Raw genomic sequence first — 17,990 nt, 5'->3', positions numbered from 1 at the left:
ACATTCACTTCCCCGTTACCTCGGTCTAACCTGCCCCCGCCTGTCTTTACGGCAACCCTCTCAGAAAATCCAACTTAAGATAAGGGCTTGATATGAAACTTCGGGTATTGGGCGCTTCCGGATCAAAACTTCCCGGCTTTGGGCTGACCAGTTTTTTGCTGGACAAAACTGTATTGATAGACACCGGGGCCGCCGCCTCAAAGCTCAGCTTTGAAGAACAGAAAAAGATCGAAACGGTTTTTCTGTCCCACCTTCACATCGACCACAGCCTGGGGCTGCTGATGATGGCCGACAACCTGGCCGGCTGCACCCAAAAGCCAGTCAGCATCGCCAGCCTCCCCGAAGTGTTGCGGAGCCTGCACCAGCAGCTTTTCAACAACCAGGTCTGGCCCGATTTCACCGCTATTCCGGACCGGAAGCGGGCGGTGTACCGGCTTTGTCCGTTAAGGGAAAACAGGACCGTCACTATCGGCAAACACACGGTTAAGGCCGTCAAGGTCAGCCATTCCGTGCCCACCGCGGGCTTCATAATATCGGACGGCAAATCCAGCCTGCTCTACACCGCCGACACCAAGCCCACCGAACGCATCTGGCAGGAAGGCAAAAAGGTGAAAGACCTGAAGGCGGTGCTGATAGAAACTTCCTTTCCCAACCGCCTCCAGAACCTGGCGGATGCCTCAGGCCACCTGACGCCCAAAACCCTGGCCGGGGAGATCGCCAAGTCCGGCCTGAAGGTTCCTTTTTACGTCTTCCACATCAAGGCCCTGTTCGCAAAGGAGATCAGGCAGGAGATCACCGCGCTGAAGAATCCCCGGATCAAGCTGGCTCGGGAAGGCGCCCGATATATATTTTAAAGTTTCACTTATTGACCCATTATTTGCACATGAAACCAACAACCGGCCGGAACACCAGGATGAGTGTTCCGGCCTATTTTTTGCTTGCAAAAGCATCAAGAATACCATAGAATATGGTATCCTGACATTATTCATCTTAAATTGTTCAAGGGTTAAGATATTGAAAAACAATCTCATCTTACTGCTGTTGGGACTGTCCTTGACTGCAGGCTGTGTTAAAAGACAGGTTATGGATCCCGGGCAGGCTAACCTTTCCCTGCTGGATCACATAGACCTGGCTGCCTCCCAGGAGGATCAGGGGAACCTTAAGGGGGCCATCAAGACCTATAAGCAGGCACTTAAGCTCAACCAGAACTCGGCCCTGCTGCATCTGTACATAGCCCAGAACTATTACGAATTGGGCAATGACACCCTGGCGGCGCTGTATGCCCGAAAGGCTGCCCGGCTGGACTCCGCCAGCGCCGATCCCCACCTTATACTGGGCAACTCCCACCTGATTGCCAAGGACTGGCCGGCGGCCCTGGCCGAATACCAAAAAGCTTTCCAGCTGGATCCCAAAAACAGCGAGGTTGCGGTCACCCTGTCCGGGCTGCATGAAGTGGTAAACCAACCGGATTCGGCCCAGGCAGTTTTGGTTAAGGCCATGGAGCAGAATGACGACCCGGAGCTTCAGTTCCAGTTGGCCGGGGTGCTGGCCCGGGCCAAGAAATACCAGCCAGCCATAGAACAATACCGGTCTGTTTTACTGAGCGATCCCCAGAATGCCAAGGCCTCCCTTTCCCTGGCCGCGCTTTACGAAGCGAGGGAACAGCCGGACTCGGCCTACATATATTATCTTTTGGCCGAAGAACTGGCTCCCAAGAATCAATACCTTAAAAGACACATCTTCAACCTGCTGCTTTTAAAGAACGATTTTTCCGGGGCCATCCTTAAGGCCGAGGAGATTCTGGCATTGGGGGTCAAGGACAGGAATTTAAGACTGCAGCTGGCCCGCCTTTACTACCAGCAAAAGGACTTTCCCAATGCCTTTCTGAACTTTGACCTGCTGCTGCAGGACGACAGCCTTAACACCGAGGCCCTGTATACCCTGGCTAAGCTAAAGATGGAGCAGAAGCAGTATGCCGAAGCCTCCGGGTATTTCAGCCGTACACTGAAGATACTGCCCCGCCTGTCCGAGGGATGGCTGAACCTGGGGATCTGTCAGCTGGCCTGTGACCGGAAGGATTCCGCCGAAATATCTTTTAAAAGGTCCCGCCGCCACGGCAACAAGATGCAACTGGATTACATCTGGGGCTATGCCTATGTCCAGTTGGAGCAGTATTCCCAGGCCATCCCCCATTATCTTAAACTTTATCCCAAGAACAAAAGGGACCTTAACCTGGTCTTTAACCTGGCCGCCGCCTATGAGAGGTCGGGAGACTTTGAAGCGGCCGAGCGCTATTTCCTTCTGCTGCTGGCCCGCCAGCCCCAGAACCACCTGGCATTGAATTATCTGGGCTATATGTACGCCGAACGGGGCATAAACCTGGACCAAGCCGAGACCATGTTGGCCCAGGCCCTGCAGGCCGAACCGGACAACGCCTATTATATCGACAGCATGGGCTGGATATACTTTAAACAGGGAAAGATCTCCCAGGCCCAGCAAGAACTGGAGAAGGCTGTAAATATTCTGTCAGATGATTCCGCCTTGCGGGACCACCTGGGGGACATCTATTCGGCTCTGGGACAAAGTGAGAAGGCCTTGGAACAGTGGCGCAAGGCCCTGAAGTTGGACCCTAAAAAGGATGATATCAGAAAGAAGATCGAAGCCCATGAATGAACTTAAACGCCAGCTGCTGCCTTTTTGTTTTTTGTTTTTTGCCTTCTGCCTTTTTCCCGGCTGTTCCCATTTCAAAACCAAGCCCCAAAAGCCCACCCCCGAAAAGGTCTGGCAGCAGGTGCAGCATGGTTATTCCGAACCGCGCCTGCCTTATCTGGCCGAGGGGGACATCAGTCTTCGTTCCCCGGATATCAACCAGTCTTTTTCCTTCACCCTGCGCTGGGAAAGCCCCCAAAGGATGCGGATAGACATCTCCGGTTTCCTGGGATTTACCCTGGCCTCGGCCGCGGTCTGCGACAGCCTGGCCTGGCTGAACATCCCCATCAAGGGCGTTTACCTGAAGGGACAGATCCAGCGGATAGACTCGGCCTCGGCCAACACTCTGGGATTTTCTCTGGACCAGTTCCTTAAGATGCTGGAAGGCCGGCCTCCCCTGCCCCCGGGCCAATGCAACTTTGCCGGGGAGGACGAATACTCGAACTTCAGCTATCAGGACAGTCTGGCGGCCTACATTTTCCGGGTGGACCCCAAGATCGGGAGGATAGCGGAATACCGGGTTCAGTCCGGGACCGGGGACCTGCAGCAGATCAGATACGGCAGATGGCAAACGCTGGGAGTAAGTTACCGCCCTTATGAGATCGAAATGGAAAAGCCTCGCCAGCATCTTGAACTTTCGATTACCTACGGCAAGATCTCCCCTGCAGACTCATTTAAGGCTGAAACCTGGCAGCAACCTCTGCCCAAAGGCGTAACTCCGGGCGAGTTTTAAAATGAACCAGAATAAATACGGCTGGAAGACCCTGTCTTCTAAAATTGTTTACAAGAACCCCTGGATCACGGTGCGGCATGACCGCATTTCCTATCCCGGCGGCCGTAAAGGGATCTACGGCGTGGTCCAGAAAGGGCCGGGGGTGGCCGTGGTGGCGGTGAACGATGCGGGAAGAATATACCTGGTCAAACAATACCGCTATGCTCTGGATAATGTTTTCTATGAACTGCCGGCCGGCGCCATTCACCAAGGGGAAAGTGCTTTAGCTTCTGCTAAGCGGGAGCTGTGGGAGGAGATCGGCCTGAAAGCGGCTAAATGGAAAAGGCTGGGCAATTTCTACACCGCGTTGGGACACGAGAATGCCGAGATCATAGTGTATCTGGCCAGGAAGTTGAAACATCCCAAAGTCTCCAGCCTTAACCAGCAGCACGACGAGTCCATTCTGGAGATATCAGAGTTCTCTCCGGCCGGTGTAAAGAAGATGATCCGAAGCAACCGGATAAACTGCGGCATCACTCTGGCTGCGCTGAACCTTTTCTTTTTATCGTGAAAAGCGGCGCCATAATATTCTACAGCGATCAGGTGGTCCCCGGGAATGAAAAACTGGACCGGCGGTTACTGGAGCTGGTCAACAAGGACAAGCCCAAGCTGGCCTACATCCCCTCGGCCTCGGACAGCACCAGGAAGTATTACAGGGAAAAATACGAATACTATAAGAAGTACGGGATCGAAGACATCCTGTACTTTGACCTGAACAAGGAGTATGATCCGTCCAAGACAGACGAATTGCTGGCCTGCGATGCCATCCACCTATCCGGGGGCGACCCCTTCCAGTTCCTGGGTTCCATCAGGAAAAGGAACTTCGGCCCGGTGCTTAAGAAATACTGGGAGGATGGCGGCATCCTGCTGGGCATCAGCGCCGGGGCCATTGTGCTCACTCCCAGCATCAAAATCTCGCACGTATTCTACCAGAGCCGGACGGACAAGCATCAGGCAGTGGGCCTAGTGGACTTTCATTTTTTGCCCCACTGGAATTTGCGGGCAGGACGTTTGGAGGATGTTCAATATTTCTCAAAGGTGAACCAAGCCACGGTCTACGCCTGCAAGGACGGGGACGGGATGGTGATAAAACGCGGAAAGGTAGAACTGGTGGGAGAATTGCTGAAGATAGAGAACGGAATCATAAAATCACAATAGCGTACGAAAAAATGAATTGCATAATAGTATACTCCACCTTCCCTTTCAAGGAAGATGCCGCCAGAACCGCCCGCATCCTGCTGGAGGAACAGCTGGCGGCCGGGGCCAACATCATCCAGGCCGAATCCCTGTTCCGCTGGCAGGGAAAGATAGAACAGCGCGCCGAGTGGGCCGTGTTCTTCCAGGCTGAGCACCGGTTCTTCAAGCGGATCGAGCGGCGGATCAAGCAGCTGCATCCGGACACGGTGCCCCAGATAGTGATGTGGCGGATCCGGGACGGTTACACCCCTTTCTTACAATGGATCCTGGACGAGACCGTACGGCCGGTGGAGAAAAGGGAGCGCAAAGAGAAGAATCGGGAATATCTGAAGAAGAAAACCGAACTGTCAAAAGGAAAGAAGACGGATGGAAGCAAATAATGAACCATTCATATTCACCGAAGAACAGCGCTTTGGACAGGTCTGGCTGTGGTTGGTTCTGATAGGAATGGACGTGGCTTATTTCACCATGTTCTTTGCCCAGTTCTTCGGGCCGGTGCCGCCCCGGCCCTCCGGCCCCGCCGACCTGTTCGGCATGGCAATGGGGGCCCTGCTTTGCCTGGGAATTACCGCCCTATTCATTTCATTGAAACTTATCACCCGGGTCACCAACCAGGGAATATCAGTTCAGTTCAAACCCCTTCACCGGAAACCGGTAACATTCCCCTTTTCTGACATCAGGGAACACTCCGTGCGCACCTACCGGCCCATTCTGGAATACGGCGGCTGGGGAATCAAGCGGGGCAGCGGCGGGCTGGCTTATAATGTATCCGGAAATAAAGGACTGCAGCTGGTGCTCAAGGACGGTAAAAGAATACTGATCGGGACCCAGAAACCGGAACAACTCGGAACTATCCTGGATTCGGCAATGAAACAATAAAACGAGCGGACAAATGGAATGCAATAAAACAGCTAATCTCACGAACTGCACCTGCACTTATTCCCCCTGTTCCCGCAAGGGGCTGTGCTGCGAGTGCGTGGCCTACCACCGCAAGAACGGGGAGATCCCCGGCTGTTTCTTCACCAAGAACGGAGAAGCAAGCTATGACCGGTCAATAGCCGCCTTTACCAGAGACTCACAAAGGGATTAATTGACACTGAATACACTGCATTTCTATGACTATTGAATCTAAATATATCTACTCGGAAATAACCGATTCCATAATCCGCTGTTCTTACGAGGTGCATAGAAAATTTGGTTTCGGTTTCCTTGAGAAGGTATACGAGAATGCCCTGTCAATTAAACTGAAACAAGCTGGGCATACTATCGAACAGCAGGTGCCAATTAAGGTTTATTTTGAAGAGCACGTTGTGGGCGATTATTTTGCCGACATTATTGTTGATGGAAAAGTAGTCATTGAATTAAAATCCTGCAGTGAACTCTCAAAAGCACATGAGACCCAACTGGTAAATTATTTAAAAGCAACTAAAATAAAGGTTGATCTTTTGATATATTTTGGCAACCGGGTTAAAATCTGTAGAAAAATATTTTAATAATCAGTGTTTTTCAGTGTCTAAATATATTATGGTTCCGCAAAAGAAAAATAATGGATTTATCCGGGAGCTGTTGGATGACTTCGGCGCTTTGGCCTCTATGCTCCGGGACTCCTTCAAAAAACGCTATCCTGTGACCCCCGGATGGACGCTGTTCGGCATAGCCGTGGCCCTGTTCTACATCTTCAATCCCTTTGACCTCGTGCCCGATGCCATTCCCTTTTTCGGGGCCATAGACGATGCCGCCGTGGCCGCCCTGGAACTGGCCCTGATCCGAAAGGACCTGCGCAAATACCGGAAATGGCGGGACGATCAAAAGGCCAGCTAACATGGAAGAATTTCGTTACGATAGTTACTGCGGGCTTTACTGCGGGGCCTGCGAAATAATCAAAGCCTACCGCAAAGAGCTTGCCACCAGCGCCAAAGCCCGATGGGAAGACCTGCCAGGTAAGTTCAGCAAATACATCACGCAGGCGGAAATAATCTGCCATGGCTGTAAGTCCGGCACTGTCTTTGCCGGCTGCCAAGGCTGTGCGATTAGAGCCTGCGCCCGCGAGAAAAAGGTCGGATCATGCATCCAGTGCAATGATTATCCCTGCCCTCATACCAAACGTTTGGCAGACCTTGTCCAGAAAGTAAAGGAATTCCTTCCCCACTGCAAGGTGATGCTCCGGAATCTGGAGTTCTTGAAGGATCATAGCGAGGAAGAATGGCTTAAACAGCAGGAGCAACGCTGGAAATGCCCCGGGTGCGGAACCTCTTTTTCATGGTACCAGGAAAAATGCTCGCAATGCGGAAAAGAACTGGAAACATCAAAAGATCACAATAAATTTTGAGCTGCGGAGTTCATAAAATGTCCATAAATCCCATATTGATCGCCAAGGGCGAGAAGGAACTTTACCTCCTGCCCCAGATGGCCAACCGCCACGGGCTGGTGGCCGGCGCCACAGGTACCGGCAAGACCGTCACCCTGCAAAGTCTGGCCCAAAGCTTCAGCCGGATCGGTGTTCCGGTATTTCTGGCCGATGTCAAGGGCGACCTGGCCGGCTTAAGCCAGGCCGGGGGCCAGAACACAAAGATAAACGACCGGATAAAGACCCTTGGTCTTAAGGACTTTGGGTTCGAGCCCTGCCCGGCGGTGTTCTGGGATGTCTACGGCCAAAAGGGCCACCCGGCCCGGACCACCATCTCCGAGATGGGCCCCCTGCTTTTGTCCCGCCTGCTTAATCTGAACGAGGTCCAGAGCGGCGTGCTGTCGCTGGTCTTCAAGATAGCCGATGACGACGGCCTGCTGTTATTGGACCTGAAAGACCTGCGTTCCATGCTGCAGTATGCCGGGGATCACGCCTCCGAGTTCACCACCGAATATGGCAAGATCTCGGCCGCCAGCATCGGCACCATCCAGCGCTCTCTGCTGGCATTGGATGAACAGGGCGCGGACCAGTTGTTCGGCGAGCCGGCCCTGAACCTGGACGACCTGATCCAGACCGACCAAAAGGGCCGCGGGGTGGTGAATCTTTTGGCCGCCGACCGGCTGATGCAGTCGCCCAAGATGTACGCCACCTTCCTGCTGTGGCTATTGTCGGAATTGTTCGAGCAGCTGCCGGAGATGGGCGATGCCGAAAAGCCGAAACTGGTCTTCTTCTTCGACGAGGCCCACTTGCTGTTTGAAGATGCGCCGCAAGCTTTGGTGGAGAAGATCGAGCAGGTGGTCCGCCTGATCCGCTCCAAGGGGGTGGGCATTTACTTCGTCACCCAGAATCCCACCGACATTCCGGACAAGATACTGGGGCAGCTGGGGAACAGGATCCAACACGCCCTGCGGGCCTTTAGCGCCAACGACCAGAAGGCCGTCAAGGCCGCGGCCCAGACCTTCCGCTCCAACCCCAAACTGGACATCGAAACGGCCATCACCCAGCTGGAGGTAGGCGAAGCTTTGGTCTCGCTGCTGGATGAGAAGGGCAGCCCGTCAGTGACCCAGAAAGCCTACATCGTTCCCCCCGCCAGCCAGCTGGGCCCGGTGGATGACGGCCAGAGGAAAAAGGTGATAGAAACATCGGTGCTTTTCGGCCATTACGAAAAAATGGTGGACCGGGAATCGGCCTACGAACTGCTAAAGGCCAAGGCCGAGAAAACGACCCAGACCGCACCGGTGAATGTTCCCAAGACCGCTGCCAGGACGGCGGCGCCAAGACAGCGCCAGAGCGTGGCCGAGGCCATGGTCAAGAGTGCGGCCCGGGCCGCCGCCAGTCAGGCCGGCCGCACCATCATCCGGGGGATACTGGGCTCAATCTTCCGTTAAAAGGACAATGTTTTTCCAAATAACTATCCCTCTCCTCCCAGGAGAGGGACGAAGGGAGAGGTCTACAAAGCATGCTGGGAACCATCGCCAATACCGCCGCCGTGATCTTGGGCAGTCTTTTGGGCCTGCTGCTGCACAAGCGAATGCCGGAGAAATTCTCCGCCATCGTGATGCAGGCCATAGGCCTGTTCACCCTGATCGTGGGGCTGGACCTGTCCTTTAAAAGCCCCCACCTGTTCATGGTGCTGATCGCCATGGTGCTGGGCGGCCTGCTGGGACAGTGGTGGGACATCGAGCAAAGGCTGGATGATCTGGGCCGGGCGCTGGAGGCCAGGTTCTCCAAAGGCAAGAGCGACAAATTCGTCACCGGCTTCGTCACCGCCTCCCTGCTGTTCTGCGTCGGTCCCATGACCATCGTGGGCTGCCTGCAGGACGGGCTTAAGAACGACCACACCCTGCTGTTCACCAAGTCCCTGATGGACGGCATCAGTTCCATCGCCCTGGCGGCCTCGCTGGGCCTGGGCGTCATCTTCTCGGCCCTGGTGGTTTTGTTGTATCAGGGCCTTTTGACTCTGGCAGCCTATCTGTTCCAGGGCATCCTGCCCGGAGCCTATATCGACGTGATGTCCGCGGCCGGCGGACTTTTGGTGCTGGGCATCGGGTTGAACCTGCTGGGCAACCTGAAGCTTAAGGTGGCCAACCTGCTGCCGGCGGTGTTCCTGGCCCCCCTGCTACTGTGGCTTGGCGCCTGGCTGGGCTGGATAAAGTAAATGACCGACCCTTACAAATATACCGAAGAACTCCGCGACCTGTCTGCATCCCTGGGCATGTCGGTGTTCGGAATAGCAGACTTGGATCCGGTGCGCAAGACCTTTCATCCCCAGCTGGAAGGCCCGGCCAAGGGTTTGAAGTACGGAATAGTGGCCGGCATCAGGCTTTCGGATCCGGTGATCGATGACATTGTTGACCAACCGACATTTCTCTACAAGTACCATTACCAGACAGCCAATGACGCCTTGGACCGGGCTGCAACAGCGTTCGGATTTTACATCCAGCAAAAAGGCTTCAAGGCTTTGCCCATCCCTGCCTCCCAGACTGTGGACTGGGAAAAACACCTGGGGCACCTGTCGCACAAGGCGCTGGCGGTTCAGGCCGGGCTGGGCTGGATCGGGAGATCGGCTATATTCATCCACCCGGTGCACCGGGCCAGGCTGCGCCTGGTCAGCGTGCTGACCGATATGCCGCTTGAGTCCGGCTCGCCGGTTAAAGGAGAATGCGGCGCCTGCCGGCGCTGCATAACGGCCTGCCCGGCCGGGGCCATCACCGAACAGGGCTACGACAAGCCCAAGTGCATCGCCAAACTCAAGGATTTCTCCCGCCGCCCGGGAATAAACCAGTACATCTGCGGGGTCTGCGTCAAAGCCTGCCAGGGCAGTGCCGAAGATAATGGTTAAGGAATTTCAGGATATCCTGTCTCGCCTTTTTAATATTTTATTTTTAGTTTTTGGTATTTAAGTATGTCCCTCCCCCATCCGCCCCAGCCGGTAAAATATTTCCTGGGCCTGATCTACAACGGCCTGGTCAGCCTGTGGGACCTGGAACGGGTCCTTCAGAGCAAGTTCGATTTCATCGACCGCAAAAGCCCGGTGCTGGAATTCGACGGATTCACCGATTACTATCAGAAAGAGATGGGCCAGAACCTCTACCGCACTTGGTGGAGCCTGCACCGTCTGCAAAGCCCGGACCGGCTAGCCGAGTTCAAACTTCTGGCCAACGAACTGGAGGACCAGTACAGCCGGGAGGCCGAGACCCCGGGCCGGATAGTGAACATAGATCCCGGGTACATTAACGAATCGCGCCTGGTGCTGGCCTCCTGCAAAGATTTCTCCCACCGCATTCATCTGGGAAAAGGGATCTTTGCCGAGACCACCCTGATCTACAAGGGCGACGGCTTTAAGCCCCTGGAATGGACCTACCCCGATTACCAGAGCCCCGAAGCTCTAAAGTATTTTGAAACATTGAAGCAAGATTACCGCAGCCAGCTAAAAGGAGAAAAATGAGTCCGGAACAAGTTTCTGAACCAGCCGTGATATTTGAATGGACAGTGCACCCTTTCGCCGAATCCCCCAAACGGGCTGTGATCGCAATAGCGGCGCCGGTCATAACCTGCCTGTTGGTCTATCTCTGGATGCAGTCCTGGTTCTGGGTGGGGCTGGCTTTTTTGCTGATGATCTCTTCCGAGTTCCCATTCTTTTTAAAAACATCCTACCGCTTTGACGAAAAAGGAGTTTCCCAGAAACGGGGCGGCGTGGTCCAGTCCCGGACCTGGGAGCAGATCAAAAGCTTTTATCCCGACCGCACCGGGGTGCTGGTCTCGCCCTTCGTGAACAAGACCTGGCTGGAGAACTTCCGGGGGCTGTATCTGCAGTTTGGGAAACACCGGGAAGAAGTGTTGCTGCATCTCGGGAAAAGGATCCCTCAAGATAAACCACTCCTTAAAACGGAGGTTTAGATGAAAAGATCATTGACCCTTATTCTGCTGGCCCTCTCTCTTTGCCCATGGAGCCTCTGGGCCTGGCAGCAGCGGGTGGCCTATCAGATTGAGGCCCGGCTGGATACGGCCGATCACAGCCTGTCCGCCAGCCAGACCCTGCGCTATTTCAACAATTCACCGGACACCCTGAGGTTCGTCTGGTTCCACCTCTATCCCAACGCCTACCGGGACAGGAATTCTGACTTTGCCCGGGAAGCCCGGAATGCTGGTGATTACAAATTCTGGCGCAGCAAGCCCGAAGACCGGGGATACATCGAGCTCCACCAACTGGCCGCATCCGGCCAGGCCTTGAACTACGAATACGGCCCGGACCTGACCGGGATCAAGGTCCCCTTGAACAGTCCGCTGGCCCCCAGCGATTCCCTGGATTTCTCCCTGGACTACCGGGTCAAGATCCCGAAGATATTCTCCCGGCTGGGCCATGAAGGTTTGCATTACGAGATGTCCCAATGGTATCCCAAGATGGCGGTGTATGACAGCCTGGGCTGGCATCCCGACGGCTACCACTACAACGGCGAGTTCTACGGGGATTACGGCAGTTTTGACGTGGGGCTGACCGTCCCCCGGGGCATGAAGGTGGGGGCCACCGGCATCGAGCTGGTGAATCCCTATGATTCGCTGGACCAGCCCGGGGACAGCGGCTCCTACCGTTTCTTCTACGCCGACGATGTCCACGACTTTGCCTGGTGCGCCGATACTTCATATCTGGAAACAACTGAAACGCACAAGGGGGTGGAGATCAAAGTGCTCTGCCTGCCCAAGAACAAGGGAAAATGGGCCAACGTGATGCAGTATTCCAAGGACGCCCTGGACTATTACGGCAAGTGGTACGGTGCCTATCCCTATTCCACTTTGACGGTCTGCGATGGAGACATGGCGGCCGGCGGCGGCATGGAGTACCCCAACCTGGTGATCATCTCTTCGGGCGAAGACAAGTTAACCCGGCTGCTGGAGAACGTGGTGATGCACGAAATAGGCCACCATTGGTTCTACGGCATTCTGGGGAACAACGAGTTGGACGAGGCCTGGCTGGACGAGGGGATCAACAGCTTCTCCGAAGAGCGGTATTTTGAGGAAAAGTACGGCCCCAGGGGGAACATGCTTTCAAATAAATATTTGCAGAAGATGCTGCCGGAGCTGTCGGATAGATATATCGGCTACATCCTCAGCTATATGTACGCCGCCAACCGGATGGAACAGCCCATCAGCACCAAGGCTTCGCTGGTCAACGAACAGCCGTTGTACGCCGTTACCGCCTACAAGAAGCCGGCCCTGATGATGTGGTGGCTGAAAGGATATTTGGGAGACAGCACTTTTGACGCCGCCATGCAAGCCTATTACCGCAAATTCAAGTTCAAGCATGTAAATACCGGAAATTTTCTGGCCGTCATGGATTCGGTCTCGAGCAAGACTGTCAGCCAGCCGCTTAAGATCTGGCTCAGCAACGCCTCCCCGGTCGATTATTCCATAACCAAGGCGGCCCGGATTGAGGCTCCGGGAAACACTTACCTTTTCAAGCTTTCCCGCCGGGGGGACTTCAGGGTGCCGGTCAGGTTCGAGGCCCTGGACGAAGCAAACAGGTCCTATTCTCTGGATTGGAGCGCCCAGCGGCCCGACACCAGCTTCTACCTGCAGATGGACGGTAAACTGCAATGGGCGGCGCTGGATAAAAACATGACCATTCTGGAGGCTAACCGCTGGAACAACCGCTGGCCCCGTAAGGTAAGCTTCTGCATTCTTCCCCGGATTCCGGACTTCGAAGCCTATCAGATCTTCGCCTTCCCCCTGCCCTGGTACGATGCGGTCAATGGTTTCAGGCTGGGGGTGATGTCCCACGGCGCTTATCTGGCCGACGGCGACCCCATGATGGGAAAACACCAGTGGACATTCTCTCCTTATTACGGTTTTAAAGCCAGACAGTTCAGTTTCTCGGCCGATTACCTGACGCCTGTCACTGACCTCCCCCGCCCGCCCAGGATCTATGTTTCCGGCGGCAAGGCCTTTGACCTGCGCTGGGCCAGCCTTGGTTTGAAACGAAGCTGGGGAAAGTACCTGATGCAGGGACCAACCGAACGATTTGATCTGAAACTGGAATACAGCCAGATGGTGGACTACGGGTACAGATTCTGGGACGCCCGGGACATCATCCCGGCCAAGATCTTCATGCTGACCGGGGAAAGGGGCTATGCTGCCAGCAACCCCTTTATAAGTTCCGACCTCCGGCTGGCCGCCACTTTGGGCTACGTGGCCGAGCCGGCCTGGGATATTAAGAACTTCCTGCGGGCCGAGCTGGAATACAAGAACAGCTTTTATTTCCACAAATGGCTGAGGCCCAGCCTGCGGCTGTTTGCCGGAAATATTCAGAGCAATGCCCCCAGCCAGGAGCAGTACTTCCTTTCCGGGGCCTTCAAGTCCAAGGGCCTGGACGACATGATCATTTCCTACAAGGGCGGGTTCTCGGCCCAGGAGCATTACCATATTGACGGCGGGGCCAACCTGCCGGGCTATTATGGAAGACACCTGCACGGCAACGCGGCCATAAGCGCTAATTTCTCGGTCTCGGTCTTGCCGGGCTTTGTTTCGGTGTTCGGAGATGTGGGCTCTGTGAAAGACAACTGGCAGGAGATGAAGGCCAAGTACCTCTACGCCGACGCCGGGGTCACGCTTTCCCTGGGCCCGGTACGGGCCATCTTCCCGCTGTGGATAAACCGCCCGCTGGAAGGAGAAAAGCGGTTTGACTGGAAGAGGTGGAAGGTGGGCCTGGGTGGATCGTTTAGCGTTAAGATGTAGCGATTAACCTGTCCTATTGTACGTACCCGGAAAAAGCAAAGAGCCTCCCCGTAATTACGGGGAGGCTCTTTTGCTGACCTTAAGTATTTAGCGCCTTTTCGCGTGTTTCGCGGGCAGTGTCCCTACTTCCGCTCGATCACATACTTGGTCTTCAAATTCTTCAAATACCCCTCCAGCGACTCCTGCATCTTCTTGTTCTTCAAGTACTCCACCAGATCGTTCTTGATGTTTTCGTAGGTGGGCTCCCTGGCCGCCACCCGCTTGTTGAGCTTGAGGATGGTCAGCCCCTGCTCGGTCTCCACCGCCTCGCTGATGTCGCCTTCCTGCATGCTGGCCAGCTCGGTCTTGATGGCATCGGGGAAGGCCTCCACCGGGATCAGACCCAGCAGTCCGCTGTTCTCCTTGGACATCGGATCGTCGGAGTAGGTTTTGGCCACCCGGCCGAAGTCCTCCTTGCCGGTGGTCACCCGGCGGTACAGCCCGGCGGCCAGCTTGCGGGCCTTGGCCAGGTCGGCCTCGGTGGGTATGGGTGAGATCAGTATGTGGGCGGCGTGCACCTGGTCTCCCTTCTTCTCCAGCACTTTGATGATGTGCCGGCCGTAGCGGGTGTCGGTCTCCACTACCTGCCCGACCTTGGCTTCAAAGCAGACCTTCTCGAACTCGGGCACCATCTGGTTGCGCCCGAACCAGCCCAGGTCTCCCCCGTTGACGGCCGAACCCTGATCCTGGGAATATTTTTTGGCCAAGGCGGCAAAGTTGCCCTTGGCATTAAGCTTGGCCATCACTTCATTATACTTTTTGATGGCCGCAGTCTTAGCGGCGGGGCCCGGCTTGGGCACGACCACTATCCAGGCTACCTCGGCTTTCTCCGGTTCCGGGGGAATTGAGTCCTTATGGCTGGCGTAAAAATCCAGCACTTCCTTCTCGGTGGGCGGGGACACCCTGGCCCGTATATTCTTGTCTATCAGCTTCTGCATTATAAGCTGGTTCTTGGCGTCTGGCCGGTGCTTGGCCTTCAGCTTGTCGATATTGGTACCCTCGGCCTTAAGCTGGGCGTTAAATGCCTCTTCGCTGGGAAACTGGGACCTCATCTCGCCGATACTCTTGTTCAAAGCTTCTTCCACTTCGGCATCGGTGACCTCCAGCGATTCCTTCTTGGCCTGCAGCATCAGCAGCCGGACCTCGATCAGCCTTTCCAGGGCCAGTTTTTTCAGGGAGTCCTCGGGAATGATGTTCTGGGTCTGGTTGAGCTGCAGTTTCAAGAGCGAGACCTGCTTGTCCAGTTCGCTTTGCAGGACAGGCTGCTCGTCCACCACCGCCACCACCCCGTCGCCGGCCGTCTGGGCGTATAGCGAGCAGGTCAAAGCCAGCAGCAGCAGGCCTCCGGCCAAATAGATTTTTTTCATGAAAAATAGTCCTTTGTTTGTTTGCAAATATTATATTGCTGCAATGCTACTTGATCAGGTCGGGGTGGGTCTCCACCTGGGCGGTCTTCTTAAGCTCTTCGGTCAGATTGTCAAAAGCCGTTTTCTGCTTGCCCATGGTCATCCCGTTGGTCAATCCCTCCCGGACGTCTTCGAACTTCACCGGCGGCCAGACCGGTTTCTTGTCGGTGACCTTGATGATGAAATATCCGTTGAACAGCTTGATGGCGTCCGAGGTCTGCCCCTTGGCCAGGGCAAAAAGTTTTTCCTCAAAATCCAGCGGCATCTCCCCGCTGCCCCGCTGCAGGTAGCCGGCCAGGTCTCCGCCGTTGGCCCGGGAAGCGGCATCCAACGACCTTTCCCTGGCAATCTTGGCAAAATCAGCTCCTCCGTCCAGCGCGGACTTGATGGCGGCAGCCTCTTCCGGGGATTGGACCACTATCTGGCTGTAGCGGACATTGTTCTGAAATTCGGCCTGGTGCAGGTCAAAGTAGGCCTTGACCTCGGACTCGCTGACGCTCTGCTTCTCCACCACTTCCTTTTGAAGCAGCTGGTTGGCCAGGATCTCACGCTTCAGGTCGCGCAATTGCTTGGCCACCTTGGGATCCTTGTCCAATCCCTTTTTTATGGCTTCCTGGTAGAACAGTTCCGTATCCACCCAGCGCCTTAAGAACTCTTCCTTCTGGGCCGGTGAAATGCCGGCCGCGCCGTTGGGCAGATAATCCTTGACGTCTGAGTCCGTCAGGACGGCCTTGTTGACCCGGGCCACCACCTGCCCTTGGGGCTGTTCTTTTTTACAGCCGGTTCCGGCCAGCAGGCTTAAACCGAGGATCAGGACCAGCCCGGCCATGGTTAGTTTTTTCATTTTATTTTCCCTCTTCCGGCTTTTGCTGGCCGGCCAGCTTTAAGACATTCTCATCTACTGTTACCGGATATTTTGACTTAAGGGTCTCGATCAGGCTTAGGTACAGGATCTGCTCCTGGCCCTGGGCCATGTTCTGTTCAATGGATGCCTTCACTTCGTCAAAGTTCATTTGTTTGCCGGGGGTTCGGGCGCTGACCTTGATCACCGCAAAACCTTCCTTGACGGCAAAGGGCCTGGTGACCTGGTTCAGACCGGCGGCAAAAGCCGCCTTGGAAACTTCCGGGAACCGGGGATCGTTCTGGGTCACTTCGCCCAGGGCTCCGCCTGAGGACTTGGTCCAGTCAATTGATTTTTCAGAGGCGGTGGCCGCAAAATCGGCGCCCTGGGAAAGCAATTTGTATACCGCATCGGCTTCGGGCTTGGTCCGGGTCACAATCTGATGGACCATGGCCTTGGCCGGCTGATAGAAGGCCTTTTTGTTCTTGGCATAGTAGACCTTGACCGATTCCGGATTGACGCTGACCTTGGGGCCCACCTCGGCCTGATAGAATGAGGCGGCCAGCATCTCGTCCCAGGCCTTTTCCATCTGCTGTTTGACCTTGGGATTGTTCTGCAGGTTCTTGGACTTGGCCCGGGCCAGAAGCAGGTCTTCCACCAGCATGGCCTGCACCTGCTGTTCCAGCACTGCGGAATTCCTGAGGTCGGCGTTGCCGCCGAACATTTTGTTGAGCTTGTTGTAGAACACTTCCACAGTCCAGGAACCGCCGCTGTAGGTAACTATGACCTTCTTCTTTTCCGCCTCGTCTCCCAGCGGCGGCAGTGGAGCCGGTCCCATGGTTTGGGGCTGCTTGGCGGCCAGCAGGTCCAGAACATCCTTTTTGATCTTGACGTTGGCCGAGGATTTTATCTTGTCCACGTATTCGGTGGCCATCTCCCGGGGTTTGGATGCCGTCAGCTGCTGCTTGATCATGTCCTTCATCTGGTCAAAGGGCTTGATCTCGGCCGCCCGGGTGGAATCCATCCGGATGATGTGAAAGCCGAACGGGGTCTGGACCGGTTTGCCCAGCTGTCCCGGCTTCAGGTCAAAGACCGCCTTCTGGAAGGCCTGGACCATCCGGCCCCAGCCGAACCAGCCCAGGTCGCCGCCCCGGGGAGCCGAGCCCGGATCCTGGGATTTCTGCCTGGCTGTCTCCTCAAAGTCGGCTCCGTCCTTAAGCGACTTGTAAATGGCTTTGGCCTCTTCCTCTGTCTTGACCAGGATGTGCCGGGCCTTTACTTCCGTGCCCATCCGCTTGTAATAATCCCTGATCTCCTTGTCGGTGGGCTGTGATTTCTCCAGGATCTCCTGGCGGTAAAGCTGGCCCATCAGCATGTTCTTGGTCAGGTCCTCGTATTCCTTCTGCAGTTTGGGCTCCTTGTCCAGGTTGCGGGCCAGGGCTTCCAGGGCCAAAAGCTTCTGCTCCACCATCTGATCCAGCAGCCGCCTTTTATTTGTCATGGCAGTGGCCGAATCCTGCGGGGGCACCGGGGCCCGGTAGTTGTCGTCAAATTGTCCCAGAGTGATTTTCTGGCTGCCCACCTTGGCTATCACCTTGCCACGGTTGCCGCAGGATACCACGGTTAGTACCAGGCCCAGGACCAGCGCCAGCCCTAAAAGTTTTCTCATGGCAGTGATTCTCCTTGAATGTAATATGGTTTTTTATTGTATTTTGCCGTAAACTTAAAGTTTATCATAAATTCCGGTTTTTTTCAATATAATTTGCCCGAAATATATGATCATTACGAACCTATGAACCAGACAGGATTTACAGGATATATAATTGTTTCTTTTGTTGCCAAGATATATGTTTTGATGGAAAAATCCCGTAAATCATGTTAATCCTG

20 protein-coding genes are annotated in these 17,990 nt (G+C 55.1%); 17 read left to right on the top strand and 3 right to left on the bottom strand.

The annotated features are described in order from the left end of the window. The first annotated feature begins 92 nt into the window (after positions 1 to 92). The 17 genes from HZA73_05285 (at position 93) to HZA73_05205 (ending at position 13,817) form a co-directional block, all read left to right on the top strand. Complete coding sequence (locus HZA73_05285; protein MBI5805439.1) at positions 93 to 854, top strand: 3',5'-cyclic-nucleotide phosphodiesterase; 762 nt, start codon at positions 93 to 95, stop codon at positions 852 to 854. Between the two features lie 160 nt (positions 855 to 1,014). Then, positions 1,015 to 2,673: a tetratricopeptide repeat protein gene (locus tag HZA73_05280; protein MBI5805438.1), complete on the top strand. Its 1,659-nt coding sequence runs from the start codon at positions 1,015 to 1,017 to the stop codon at positions 2,671 to 2,673. After that, the gene (locus tag HZA73_05275; GenBank protein ID MBI5805437.1) at positions 2,666 to 3,442 is read left to right on the top strand and encodes a DUF4292 domain-containing protein; all 777 of its coding nucleotides are present in this window, start codon (positions 2,666 to 2,668) and stop codon (positions 3,440 to 3,442) included. The genes HZA73_05280 and HZA73_05275 overlap by 8 nt, the downstream gene beginning before the upstream one ends. 1 nt (position 3,443) lies before the next feature. Next, positions 3,444 to 3,992, top strand: coding sequence for an NUDIX hydrolase (locus HZA73_05270; GenBank protein MBI5805436.1), 549 nt, complete (start codon positions 3,444 to 3,446; stop codon positions 3,990 to 3,992). Continuing rightward, the gene (locus tag HZA73_05265) at positions 3,989 to 4,639 is read left to right on the top strand and encodes a Type 1 glutamine amidotransferase-like domain-containing protein (protein ID MBI5805435.1); all 651 of its coding nucleotides are present in this window, start codon (positions 3,989 to 3,991) and stop codon (positions 4,637 to 4,639) included. The genes HZA73_05270 and HZA73_05265 overlap by 4 nt, the downstream gene beginning before the upstream one ends. An 11-nt stretch (positions 4,640 to 4,650) precedes the next feature. After that, positions 4,651 to 5,058 (top strand): divalent-cation tolerance protein CutA, encoded by a 408-nt coding sequence (locus HZA73_05260; GenBank protein ID MBI5805434.1) that lies wholly within the window; start codon positions 4,651 to 4,653, stop codon positions 5,056 to 5,058. Further along, on the top strand, positions 5,045 to 5,557 hold the full coding sequence (locus HZA73_05255; protein MBI5805433.1) for a hypothetical protein: 513 nt from the start codon (positions 5,045 to 5,047) through the stop codon (positions 5,555 to 5,557). The genes HZA73_05260 and HZA73_05255 overlap by 14 nt, the downstream gene beginning before the upstream one ends. A 13-nt stretch (positions 5,558 to 5,570) precedes the next feature. After that, positions 5,571 to 5,768 carry a hypothetical protein gene (locus tag HZA73_05250; protein ID MBI5805432.1) on the top strand — a complete coding sequence of 66 codons (198 nt, stop codon included), beginning with the start codon at positions 5,571 to 5,573 and terminating at the stop codon, positions 5,766 to 5,768. A gap of 25 nt (positions 5,769 to 5,793) precedes the next feature. Beyond that, on the top strand, positions 5,794 to 6,171 hold the full coding sequence (locus tag HZA73_05245) for a GxxExxY protein (GenBank protein MBI5805431.1): 378 nt from the start codon (positions 5,794 to 5,796) through the stop codon (positions 6,169 to 6,171). A 16-nt stretch (positions 6,172 to 6,187) separates the two neighbouring features. After that, positions 6,188 to 6,499: a DUF1232 domain-containing protein gene (locus tag HZA73_05240; GenBank protein MBI5805430.1), complete on the top strand. Its 312-nt coding sequence runs from the start codon at positions 6,188 to 6,190 to the stop codon at positions 6,497 to 6,499. Between the two features lies 1 nt (position 6,500). Further along, positions 6,501 to 7,007, top strand: a complete 507-nt coding sequence (locus tag HZA73_05235) for a DUF3795 domain-containing protein (protein ID MBI5805429.1) — start codon at positions 6,501 to 6,503, stop codon at positions 7,005 to 7,007. Between the two features lie 17 nt (positions 7,008 to 7,024). Further along, positions 7,025 to 8,473 carry a DUF853 family protein gene (locus tag HZA73_05230; GenBank protein ID MBI5805428.1) on the top strand — a complete coding sequence of 483 codons (1,449 nt, stop codon included), beginning with the start codon at positions 7,025 to 7,027 and terminating at the stop codon, positions 8,471 to 8,473. Positions 8,474 to 8,544: 71 nt separating this feature from the next. Then, positions 8,545 to 9,243 carry a DUF554 domain-containing protein gene (locus tag HZA73_05225; GenBank protein ID MBI5805427.1) on the top strand — a complete coding sequence of 233 codons (699 nt, stop codon included), beginning with the start codon at positions 8,545 to 8,547 and terminating at the stop codon, positions 9,241 to 9,243. Then, positions 9,244 to 9,927, top strand: a complete 684-nt coding sequence (locus HZA73_05220) for an epoxyqueuosine reductase (protein ID MBI5805426.1) — start codon at positions 9,244 to 9,246, stop codon at positions 9,925 to 9,927. A gap of 63 nt (positions 9,928 to 9,990) precedes the next feature. Continuing rightward, a complete protein-coding gene (locus tag HZA73_05215) occupies positions 9,991 to 10,533 on the top strand; it encodes a DUF4416 family protein (GenBank protein ID MBI5805425.1) in 543 nt (180 codons plus the stop codon). Beyond that, positions 10,530 to 10,985 carry a hypothetical protein gene (locus tag HZA73_05210; protein ID MBI5805424.1) on the top strand — a complete coding sequence of 152 codons (456 nt, stop codon included), beginning with the start codon at positions 10,530 to 10,532 and terminating at the stop codon, positions 10,983 to 10,985. Before HZA73_05215 ends, HZA73_05210 begins: the two co-directional genes overlap by 4 nt. Next, on the top strand, positions 10,986 to 13,817 hold the full coding sequence (locus tag HZA73_05205; GenBank protein ID MBI5805423.1) for a M1 family metallopeptidase: 2,832 nt from the start codon (positions 10,986 to 10,988) through the stop codon (positions 13,815 to 13,817). A gap of 122 nt (positions 13,818 to 13,939) precedes the next feature. Here the strand turns inward: HZA73_05205 and HZA73_05200 are convergent, their stop codons facing one another. From HZA73_05200 to HZA73_05190, 3 genes are read right to left on the bottom strand one after another with little or no spacing between them, the layout of a single operon-like run. Then, complete coding sequence (locus HZA73_05200; protein ID MBI5805422.1) at positions 13,940 to 15,223, bottom strand: peptidylprolyl isomerase; 1,284 nt, start codon at positions 15,221 to 15,223, stop codon at positions 13,940 to 13,942. Positions 15,224 to 15,269: 46 nt separating this feature from the next. Beyond that, positions 15,270 to 16,106, bottom strand: coding sequence for a peptidyl-prolyl cis-trans isomerase (locus HZA73_05195; protein MBI5805421.1), 837 nt, complete (start codon positions 16,104 to 16,106; stop codon positions 15,270 to 15,272). A 1-nt stretch (position 16,107) separates the two neighbouring features. Then, positions 16,108 to 17,772, bottom strand: a complete 1,665-nt coding sequence (locus tag HZA73_05190; GenBank protein ID MBI5805420.1) for a peptidyl-prolyl cis-trans isomerase — start codon at positions 17,770 to 17,772, stop codon at positions 16,108 to 16,110. Between the last annotated feature and the right edge of the window lie 218 nt (positions 17,773 to 17,990).

It is taken from the genome of candidate division TA06 bacterium, from assembly GCA_016235665.1.
GTDB lineage: Bacteria > Edwardsbacteria > AC1 > AC1 > EtOH8 > UBA5202.
Note: the sequence above shows the minus strand (reverse complement) of the source record. Positions and strands in the feature narration are given on the sequence as shown.